Origin of the sequence: Aeromonas sp. R6-2, from assembly GCF_040908155.1 — a bacterium.
Taxonomy (GTDB): Bacteria; Pseudomonadota; Gammaproteobacteria; order Enterobacterales; family Aeromonadaceae; genus Aeromonas; species Aeromonas schubertii.
On the sequence record NZ_JBFODE010000008.1, the window covers coordinates 25111 to 34013 of the forward strand.

An 8903-nucleotide genomic window follows, 5' to 3' on the forward strand; every position below is an offset into this window, starting at 1 on the left:
GTCAGTACTGGGCCTCAAACCAGGACTCGAGGATCAGCTGGGCCGAGACGGCATCCACGCTCCCCTTGTCCAGTGCCCGGTAACCACCACGCTCGAACAGGCGGGCCCGGGCATCCGTGGTGGTGAGCCGCTCGTCCTTGAACTCCACCGGCTTGCCGAAGCGCCCGTGCAGGCGGTTGCCAAACTTGCGGGCCCGCACCGTGATCTCCTGCTCGGTGCCGTCCATGTTGAGGGGCAGGCCGACGATCAGCAGGTCCGGTTGCCACTCCTTGATAAGCTTCTCTATCTCGTCCCAGTTGGGGATGCCGTCGTTGGCCTTCAATGAACAGAGGGGCGAGGCCGAGCCGGTCAGCTCCTGGCCTACCGCTACCCCGATACTCTTGGTGCCGTAGTCAAAGCCCATCAGGCTGCGTGATGTCATAAGCGATCCTGTACGGTCAGGCGTGGCCGACCTGGGTGGAGAGGTGCAGGGTGTTGATGCCGATGCTGGCGGCCGCCTTCTCCCAGCGCTCGTGCACCGGGGTGTCGAAGATGAGACGGGTATCGACCGGTACGATGAGCCAGGCGCCGTCGACCAGCTCCTGCTCCAGTTGACCCGCACTCCAGCCGGCGTAGCCCAGGGTCATCAGCCAGTGGCTCGGAGCCTCGTCGGTCCCCAGCGTCTCCAGGATGTCGCGAGAGGTGGTGACCATCAGCTCGTCACTCAGGGAGAGGCTGGAGCCAAAGCCCTCTCTGTGGCTGTGGAGTACGAAGCCGCGATCGTTGGCCACCGGCCCCCCCTGCAGCACCGGTTGCTCCAGCTCCAGGGTGGCGGGGTGATCGATCTTCACCTGCTCGAGCAGGTCATCGACCTGCATCTCGAGGGGAATGTTGATGACCAACCCCATCGCGCCCTCATCGTTGTGTTCGCACAGGTAGACCAGGGAGCGCTCGAAGTAGGGGTCGTTGAGGCTGGGCATGGCCAGCAGAAAGTGGTTTTGCAGTGTGTGCATGGCGGTGTCTGTATCGATTCTCTCTTGCTGCAAGTATGGCAGGGTGGGGAAGGGGCCGGGGGCCCCTTCGTCAGCCCTTGCCGAGGCGGCGCTCGATGGCATCCATCAGCATGGCGCTGATGTGCACCGGGAAGGCGGCCTCGATCTCGCGGATGCAGGTCGGGCTGGTGACGTTAATCTCGGTCAGGCGATCGCCGATGATGTCGAGGCCGACGAAGATAAGCCCCTTCTCCTTGAGGGTCGGTCCGACCGCGCGGGCGATGGCCCAGTCAGACTCACTCAGGGGGCGCGCCTCACCGCGGCCGCCGGCCGCCAGGTTGCCGCGGGTCTCCCCCTGGGTCGGAATACGCGCCAGGCAGTAGGGCACCGTCTCACCGTCCACCACCAGCACCCGCTTGTCGCCCTCCTTGATGGCGGGCAGATAGGTCTGCGCCATGCAGTACTGACTCCCGTGTGCCGTGAGCGTCTCGATGATGACGCCCACGTTGGCATCATCTTCCTTCATGCGGAAGATGGAGGCGCCGCCCATGCCGTCGAGCGGCTTGAGGATGACGTCCTTGTGCTTCGCATGGAAGGCGCGCAGCTTGTCGGCTCTGCGAGTGACGAGCGTGGTCGGGGTGTGCTCGGCAAACCAGGCGGTGTAGAGCTTCTCGTTGGCGTCGCGCAGGCTCTGGGGCTTGTTGACGATGAGGCAACCCTCGTCCTCGGCTCGCTCCAGCATGTAGGTGGCGTAGATAAACTCGGTGTCGAACGGCGGATCCTTGCGCATCAGGATCACGTCCAGGCTGGAGAGCGGCTGATCCACCACGTCACCCAGGCTGAACCAGTGGGTGTAGTCATGCTGGACGCTGAGCGGACGCATGGTACCGAAGGCGCGGCCTTCCTCCATGTAGAGATCCTTCATCTCCAGGTAGAAGAGCTCATAGCCGCGTTTTTGCGCCTCTTCGAGCATGGCGAAGCTCGAATCCTTCTTGATGTTGATAGACGAGATGGGGTCCATCACGATGCCGAGTTTAATGGTCATCCGCTGTTCCTTCTTAAGGGCGCGATAGGGGTGTAGGGTCGATTGGCGAACTAACCGGCCGTTTCTGGCTGCCATCATCCGATGCCAGGACGGGGCCTGTCGAGCTTGCCGGGGGGATCACGCGAGATCGCCGAAACGGCACTGCAGCGCCGTGATGACGGTCAGGGCCGCCGTCTCGGTACGCAGCACGCGCGGGCCGAGCAGCATCTCCTTGAAGCCCTGCTCCACCGTATCAGCAATCTCCCGCTCCGACAGCCCCCCTTCGGGGCCGATCAGCAGGCGCACCCCGTGTTCGGGGGCAGGCAGGGTGCTGATGCTGTACTCGGCACGGGGGTGCAGGTTGAGCTTGAGCTCTGCCGTCTCCTCGCGCATCCAGGCGTCCAGCTCCATCGGCGTACGTACCTCGGGCACCCGGCTACGGCCACACTGCTCACAGGCGCTGATGACGATCTTCTGCCACTGCTCGCGCTTCTTCTCCAGCCGTTCGGCCGGCAGCTTGACGCCGCAGCGCTCGGAAAAGAGCGGCGTAATGCAGGTGACGCCGAGCTCGACCGCTTTTTGGATGGTGAAGTCCATCTTGTCGCCACGGCTGATCACCTGGCCCAGGTGGATCGCCAACGGGGACTCGACCCGGTTCTCGGTGACGGCCGTCACCTCCACCTCGACCCCCTTCTTGGTCACGGCACGGATCACGGCGGGAAACTCTTCGTCACCGCCGTTGAACAGCACCAGCTCCTGCCCGGGCTGCATGCGCAGCACGCGGCCGATATGGTTGGCGCCATCTTCCGAGAGGGGAAGGATAAGGCCCAAAGCGAGTCGGGCCGGCTCATAGATTCGTGGAATACGCATGCTTATTGGCACTGCCTGTCGATGAAGGGGTTGCTGTTGCCCTGAATGCCGGCGATGCGCCGGTTGCGCTCGCACTCCCAGCCCTCGGCCGGGTATTGGCGATCCCAGGCTTCGAACAGTTTACGCTGCTGCGCCGCCAGACGCAGCCCGTACTGCTGGCTCATATAGAAGTAGGCGCGGGCGATCTGGCCGCGTACCGGCCCCTTGGGCGGCTGGACCTGGCGATCCTTGAAATCCACCAGCATCTGGCAGTGACCATACTGGTTGGGCTTGCCATTCCAGTCTGAGAAGCGGTAGTTGGCGCGATCCCCGTTCACCTCACCGATGGCGGGGAAGAGGTTGTGCATGTCCCCTTCCATGGTGTTGAACTGATCGCTCTTGCCGCAGTTTTTGCGTCCCCCTTGCTGCCAGCACTGGAGCTGGTGGCCAAACTCCCAGGCCGGTACCACGTGCTCCCATTCGATACGGGAGGCGCGCTCGGCCTGCTTGCGGGGCAGGTAGCCACAGCTCTCCCAGTCGGGGGCCATCTTCTTGCCGTTGTACTTGATGTTGCAGCCGCAGTAGAAGCTGGTGGGGTGGCTCTGATAGAGCTTGACCAGATCCTGCTTGGCTTCACGGAAGGTCTGGGCCGACGTGGTGCCGGCGGCCAGGGCGCCGAGCACGAGGAGCATCAATCGAAACATAAAATCGCTTAATTCTTCATGGAGTTAGGCACGAAGGGAGGAGCTTACCACAGGGGCGATGGCCCCGGCAGGGGTCAGTCGACCGGTACCAGCTCGCTGCGACAGGCCCGGCAGTGGTAGCGAGCCTCGCCTCGTAGCACCTTGTTGTGGCGGCGCACCGAGAGGGCGTGGTCGCGACAGGTGCAGCGATAGGCAAAGGTGCGCTCGGCCAGCGGCGCCAAGTCAAAGCGGTGGGTGACCCGGGGCGGCAGGGCGAAGATCTCCTGCATCACCGATTGCCACTGGCGGCCATGGGGCAGAACCCGGCTCTTGCCCCGGCCGCTGCCCCACAGGGCATGGACCAGCAGGTGCGCCACCTCATGAGGGACAACCTCGGTGTGGAAGGCGGCCTCGTTGCCGACATAGAGGGTCGGGTTGAAGCGCAGCTCCCAGCTCTGCAGACGGGCCGTGCCGGCGGCGCGGCCGCGCAGGTCGCAGCGCACCAGGGGGCGAGGGAAGGTGCGTCCGAGCCGGGCTTCGGCCTGGGCAAAGCAGGCGTCGACCCGTGCCGTGATGAGGCTGTGCATGGTGCTGCTCATGGCAGATAACAAAAAGGGAGCCGAAGCTCCCTCTTTCCCGGCTTGCCGATTACAGGCCGGCGGCGGCGCGCAGCAGCTCGGCCTTGTCGGTCTGTTCCCAGGGGAACTCGTTGCGACCGAAGTGACCGTAGGCGGCGGTGGCCTGGTAGATGGGGCGCTTGAGATCCAGCATCTGGATCAGGCCGTAGGGGCGCAGCTCGAAGTGCTCGCGTACCAGCTTGACCAGCAGATCCTCGGCCACCTTGGCGGTGCCGAAGGTCTCGACGCTGATGGAGGTGGGCTCGGCCACGCCGATGGCGTAGGAGACCTGCACTTCGCAGCGATCGGCCAGGCCGGCGGCGACGATGTTCTTGGCCACGTAACGGGCGGCGTAGGCGGCAGAGCGGTCAACCTTGGACGGATCCTTGCCGGAGAAGGCGCCACCACCGTGACGGGCCATGCCGCCGTAGGTGTCGACGATGATCTTGCGACCGGTCAGACCACAGTCACCCATGGGGCCGCCGATAACGAAACGGCCGGTCGGGTTGATGAAGTACTTGGTATCCTTGGTGACCCACTCGGCCGGCAGCACCGGCTTGATGATCTCTTCGCGCACCGCTTCCACCAGGTCGCTGTGGCTGATGTGCTCGGCGTGCTGGGTCGAGAGCACCACAGCATCGATGCCGAGGATCTTGCCATCGTCACCGTAGGCGAAGGTGAGCTGGCTCTTGGCATCCGGGCGCAGCCACGGCAGGGTGCCGTTCTTGCGCACTTCGGCCTGGCGCTTCACCAGCAGGTGGGAGTAGGTGATGGGGGCCGGCATCAGCACGTCGGTTTCATTGGTGGCGTAGCCAAACATCAGGCCCTGGTCACCGGCGCCCTGCTCCAGCGGATCGCTGCGGTCGACGCCCTGGTTGATATCCGGGGACTGTTTGCCGATGGCGTTGAGCACGGCGCAGGAGTCGGCATCGAAGCCCATGTCGGAGTGGGTGTAACCAATCTCGCGCACGGTGTCGCGCACGATCTGTTCGATGTCGACCCAGGCGGAGGTGGTCACTTCACCGGCCACCATCACCATGCCGGTCTTGACCAGGGTTTCACACGCGACGCGCGCCTTGGTGTCCTGCTTCAGGATGGCGTCGAGCACCGCATCGGAGATCTGGTCTGCGATTTTATCGGGATGGCCTTCGGAGACCGACTCGGAGGTAAACAGCTTTGCCATGATGACCTTGCCTGTGGTTGTGGGTCGCCGCCGCGACCACGAAAAAACGGATAATTTGTAGAGGTATCTACATCTGGACGTCTATTCTAGATAGCGACCCTCTCGATTGCCAGTACTATTTTTGCCAGATGAGGCCAATTGGCGCCGAAGATTTCCCTTTTCCATCCCGCGACCGAATGCCCCAACAAAGCGTTCACAAATCAATCGTTTTCGAACGACGGAAAAGCGATTGGCCTCCCAAAGCCGGGATCCCCCTCCAGATAGTGTTTGCACCTCGTTCGCCCTGCTGGGAGAATATCGGCCTTGCTATTTGGGCAATCACACGAAGCAATCGCAGGAGATACCGATGCCTTCTCGTAAAGAGCTTGCCAATGCCATCCGTGCATTGAGTATGGACGCCGTTCAGAAAGCCAACTCCGGTCACCCGGGTGCCCCCATGGGGATGGCGGACATCGCCGAGGTGTTGTGGCGCAGCCACCTGAAGCACAACCCGAGCAACCCCACCTGGGCTGACCGTGACCGCTTCATCCTCTCCAACGGCCACGGCTCCATGCTGCTGTACTCCCTGCTGCACCTCTCCGGTTACGACCTCTCCATCGACGATCTGAAAAACTTCCGCCAGCTGCACTCTCGCACCCCGGGTCACCCGGAGTACGGTTATGCGCCGGGCGTCGAGACCACCACTGGCCCGCTGGGTCAGGGCATCACCAACGCTGTGGGCATGGCGATCGCAGAGAAGGCCATGGCTGACCAGTTCAACCGCCCTGGCCACGATGTCGTGGATCACTACACCTACGCCTTCATGGGTGATGGCTGCCTGATGGAAGGCATCTCCCACGAAGCCTGCTCCCTGGCCGGCACCCTGGGTCTGGGCAAGCTGATTGCCTTCTGGGATGACAACGGCATCTCTATCGACGGTCACGTGGAAGGCTGGTTCACCGACGATACCGCCAAGCGTTTCGAAGCCTACGGCTGGCACGTCATCCCGGGTGTTGACGGTCACAGTCCGGAGGCGATCAACGCCGCCATCGAGGCCGCCAAGGCCGAGAGTGGCAAGCCGACCCTGATCTGCTGCCGCACCATCATCGGTTACGGCTCCCCGAACAAGTCCGGCTCCCACGATTGCCACGGTGCACCGCTGGGCAACGACGAGATCAAGGCTGCCCGCGAGTTCCTGGGTTGGAACCACGAGCCGTTCGTGATCCCGGCCGACATCGCTGCCGAGTGGAATGGCCGTGAGAAGGGTGCCGCCCTGGAAGCCGAGTGGGATGCCAAACTGGCCGCCTATGCCGCCGCTCACCCCGAGCTGGCTGCCGAGTTCAAGCGCCGCATGGCCGGTGAGCTGCCCGCCAACTGGGCGGCTGAGTCCACCAAGATCATCGAAGCCCTGCAGGCCAACCCGGCCAAGATCGCGACCCGTAAGGCCTCCCAGAACGCCCTGGAAGCCTTCGGCAAGCTGCTGCCGGAATTCATGGGTGGCTCTGCGGATCTGGCTCCGTCCAACCTGACCATGTGGTCCGGCTCCAAGTCTCTGACCAACGAAGACGCCGCCGGTAACTACATCCACTACGGTGTGCGCGAGTTCGGCATGTCCGCCATCATGAACGGTATCGCTCTGCACGGTGGTTTCATCCCCTACGGCGCCACCTTCCTGATGTTCATGGAGTATGCCCGCAACGCCCTGCGTATGGCTGCCCTGATGAAGCAGCGCGCCATCTTCGTCTACACCCACGACTCCATCGGTCTGGGTGAAGATGGCCCGACTCACCAGCCGGTTGAGCAGATCGCTTCCCTGCGTCTGACCCCGAACATGAGCACCTGGCGTCCCTGTGACCAGGTAGAATCCGCCGTGGCCTGGAAGCACGCCATCGAGCGCACCGACGGTCCGACCTCCCTGATCTTCTCTCGTCAGAACCTGGCCCAGATGGACCGCACTGCCGAGCAGCTGGCCAACGTGGCCAAGGGGGGTTATGTGCTGAAGGATTGCGCCGGTACCCCGGAGCTTCTCCTGATCGCCACCGGCTCCGAAGTCGAGCTGGCCGTGGCCGCCTATGAGCAGCTGACCGCCAAGGGTCGTGCCGTGCGCGTGGTCTCCCTGCCGGCCACCGACGTGTTCGACGCCCAGAGCGCCGAGTACAAGGAGTCTGTTCTGCCCTCCTCCGTTACCAAGCGTGTGGCCATCGAAGCCGGCATCGCCGACTACTGGTACAAGTACGTGGGCTTTGGCGGCAAGATCATCGGCATGCGCACCTTCGGCGAATCCGCGCCGGCCGAGCTGCTGTTCAAGGAATTTGGCTTTACCGTGGAAAACGTGGTTGCGACCGCAGAGTCCCTGTAATAGCTGACCATTGGGCCACTCTGGTCCAATAGCCTGAAAATAAAACGCCCTCCATCGCAAGATGGGGGGCGTTTTTATTGGCAAAGGAAAATAATAAATTAAAAATATATTTCAATGCCTGAGAGTTGATAGTACTTTCTCTTGATGATTAATCTTCATTGTCTTAATAAAGGCTAAGCTATGGTTATAAGAGGTTGGGTTATTATAGTTGTTGTTTTTGTACTTTTATTTTCCCCTATTGCTTTATATGTAAATACATTTGGCGGAGATTTGTCACAAGACCACTCTCGATGGGCTGAATTTGGCTCGGCAATTGGAGGTATCTATGCACCAATACTCGGATTTTTTACGTTAGTAGTTTTGATTCGTCAGCTTTCTTTACAGAAACAGATGAATGACCAGTATTATTTACAGCAAGCACGAGAAGATATCGAGTTTTATGCATCGCAGTTATCTAATATTCTTGATGAATCACTGGTCGGTAATGTGCCATTGAGGGCTGTACTGCACGAAAAGTTTATGTTTTGTAGCCATGAAAATCTATGTTCAATGGATATGAAGAATATTGCCATTGATATTCATAAGGTAATGCCACAGGCACTTGATATATGGGAGGCTATATACCCTGTATTAATAGGGCTATCAGCGGTTGATGATTCATTATTTAAAATGACATTGGCATCTTCAAAGCAAAAGCTAGTTGCATTACTCAGCTTTGAAATATGTGTGGCTTTGGATAGTTTGCATTTTTGTCGTACTGATGGGAAAAGCGGTTTCACATATATTTTTAACCAAAAATTGCCAGAGATTCTGGGACACCCACCATTTTGACAGGGGCGTTGTAGTGGTCAAGTAAAACTGGCCACGGTTTTATAAGCAGCCCAATACTGCCGCTCAGATTCGTTCGGGGTTAAACCAGGATATTCTGGGACACCCACCATTTTGACAGGGGCGTAGTGCTCTGCTGGACTTGAAGCATCACTGCCGAGGAACTAGCCATGACCATCGCCCGTTCACGTCAAATCAGCCTGCAGGATACGCCCTACTACCATGGGATTCTGGGACACCCACCATTTTGACAGGGGCGTAGTGCTCTGCTGGACTTGAAGCCTCACTGCCGAGGAGCTCGCCATGACCATCGCTCGTTCACGTCAAATCAGCCTGCAGGATACGCCCTACTACCACGTGGTGAGCCGCTGCGTGCGGCGGGCCTTTCTGTGTGGGGAAGATGCCCACTC

At 60.6% G+C, this 8903-nt stretch carries 9 protein-coding genes and 1 pseudogene; 3 read left to right on the plus strand and 7 right to left on the minus strand.

The features are described from left to right. Position 1: 1 nt before the first annotated feature. From ruvX to metK, 7 genes are all read right to left on the minus strand, one after another. Positions 2–421 carry a Holliday junction resolvase RuvX gene (ruvX, locus tag AB5Y48_RS01980; RefSeq protein ID WP_005347671.1) on the minus strand — a complete coding sequence of 140 codons (420 nt, stop codon included), beginning with the start codon at positions 419–421 and terminating at the stop codon, positions 2–4. 16 nt (positions 422–437) lie between these two features. Beyond that, complete coding sequence (locus AB5Y48_RS01985; protein ID WP_050666865.1) at positions 438–992, minus strand: YqgE/AlgH family protein; 555 nt, start codon at positions 990–992, stop codon at positions 438–440. A 70-nt stretch (positions 993–1062) separates the two neighbouring features. Further along, entirely contained in the window at positions 1063–2016 is a 954-nt protein-coding gene (gene gshB / locus AB5Y48_RS01990; protein ID WP_368163626.1) for a glutathione synthase, read from the minus strand. A gap of 117 nt (positions 2017–2133) precedes the next feature. Continuing rightward, positions 2134–2865, minus strand: coding sequence for a 16S rRNA (uracil(1498)-N(3))-methyltransferase (gene rsmE, locus AB5Y48_RS01995; protein WP_368163628.1), 732 nt, complete (start codon positions 2863–2865; stop codon positions 2134–2136). 2 nt (positions 2866–2867) lie between these two features. After that, complete coding sequence (locus AB5Y48_RS02000) at positions 2868–3548, minus strand: endonuclease (protein ID WP_050666862.1); 681 nt, start codon at positions 3546–3548, stop codon at positions 2868–2870. Positions 3549–3622: 74 nt separating this feature from the next. Further along, a complete protein-coding gene (locus AB5Y48_RS02005) occupies positions 3623–4114 on the minus strand; it encodes a SprT family zinc-dependent metalloprotease (RefSeq protein WP_368163629.1) in 492 nt (163 codons plus the stop codon). A gap of 61 nt (positions 4115–4175) precedes the next feature. Next, positions 4176–5327 (minus strand): methionine adenosyltransferase, encoded by a 1152-nt coding sequence (gene metK, locus AB5Y48_RS02010; RefSeq protein WP_050666860.1) that lies wholly within the window; start codon positions 5325–5327, stop codon positions 4176–4178. A 346-nt stretch (positions 5328–5673) separates the two neighbouring features. On the opposite strand from metK, the gene tkt reads away from it, so the two are divergent. From tkt to AB5Y48_RS02025, 3 genes and pseudogenes are all read left to right on the plus strand, one after another. Further along, positions 5674–7665 carry a transketolase gene (gene tkt, locus AB5Y48_RS02015; protein WP_136612877.1) on the plus strand — a complete coding sequence of 664 codons (1992 nt, stop codon included), beginning with the start codon at positions 5674–5676 and terminating at the stop codon, positions 7663–7665. 180 nt (positions 7666–7845) lie between these two features. Further along, positions 7846–8496: a hypothetical protein gene (locus AB5Y48_RS02020; RefSeq protein WP_368163631.1), complete on the plus strand. Its 651-nt coding sequence runs from the start codon at positions 7846–7848 to the stop codon at positions 8494–8496. A 300-nt stretch (positions 8497–8796) separates the two neighbouring features. After that, positions 8797–8903: pseudogene (locus AB5Y48_RS02025) on the plus strand (alpha-amylase family glycosyl hydrolase); the annotation flags it as partial.

What these genes read in the sequence shown, in the direction of transcription:
- AB5Y48_RS01985 (WP_050666865.1), bottom strand. Translation starts at nt 992, where the DNA reads ATGCACACACTGCAAAACCACTTTCTGCTGGCCATGCCCAGCCTCAAC.
- ruvX (WP_005347671.1), bottom strand. Translation starts at nt 421, where the DNA reads ATGACATCACGCAGCCTGATGGGCTTTGACTACGGCACCAAGAGTATC.
- rsmE (WP_368163628.1), bottom strand. Translation starts at nt 2,865, where the DNA reads ATGCGTATTCCACGAATCTATGAGCCGGCCCGACTCGCTTTGGGCCTT.
- gshB (WP_368163626.1), bottom strand. Translation starts at nt 2,016, where the DNA reads ATGACCATTAAACTCGGCATCGTGATGGACCCCATCTCGTCTATCAAC.
- AB5Y48_RS02020 (WP_368163631.1), top strand. Translation starts at nt 7,846, where the DNA reads ATGGTTATAAGAGGTTGGGTTATTATAGTTGTTGTTTTTGTACTTTTA.
- AB5Y48_RS02000 (WP_050666862.1), bottom strand. Translation starts at nt 3,548, where the DNA reads ATGTTTCGATTGATGCTCCTCGTGCTCGGCGCCCTGGCCGCCGGCACC.
- AB5Y48_RS02005 (WP_368163629.1), bottom strand. Translation starts at nt 4,114, where the DNA reads ATGCACAGCCTCATCACGGCACGGGTCGACGCCTGCTTTGCCCAGGCC.
- tkt (WP_136612877.1), top strand. Translation starts at nt 5,674, where the DNA reads ATGCCTTCTCGTAAAGAGCTTGCCAATGCCATCCGTGCATTGAGTATG.
- metK (WP_050666860.1), bottom strand. Translation starts at nt 5,327, where the DNA reads ATGGCAAAGCTGTTTACCTCCGAGTCGGTCTCCGAAGGCCATCCCGAT.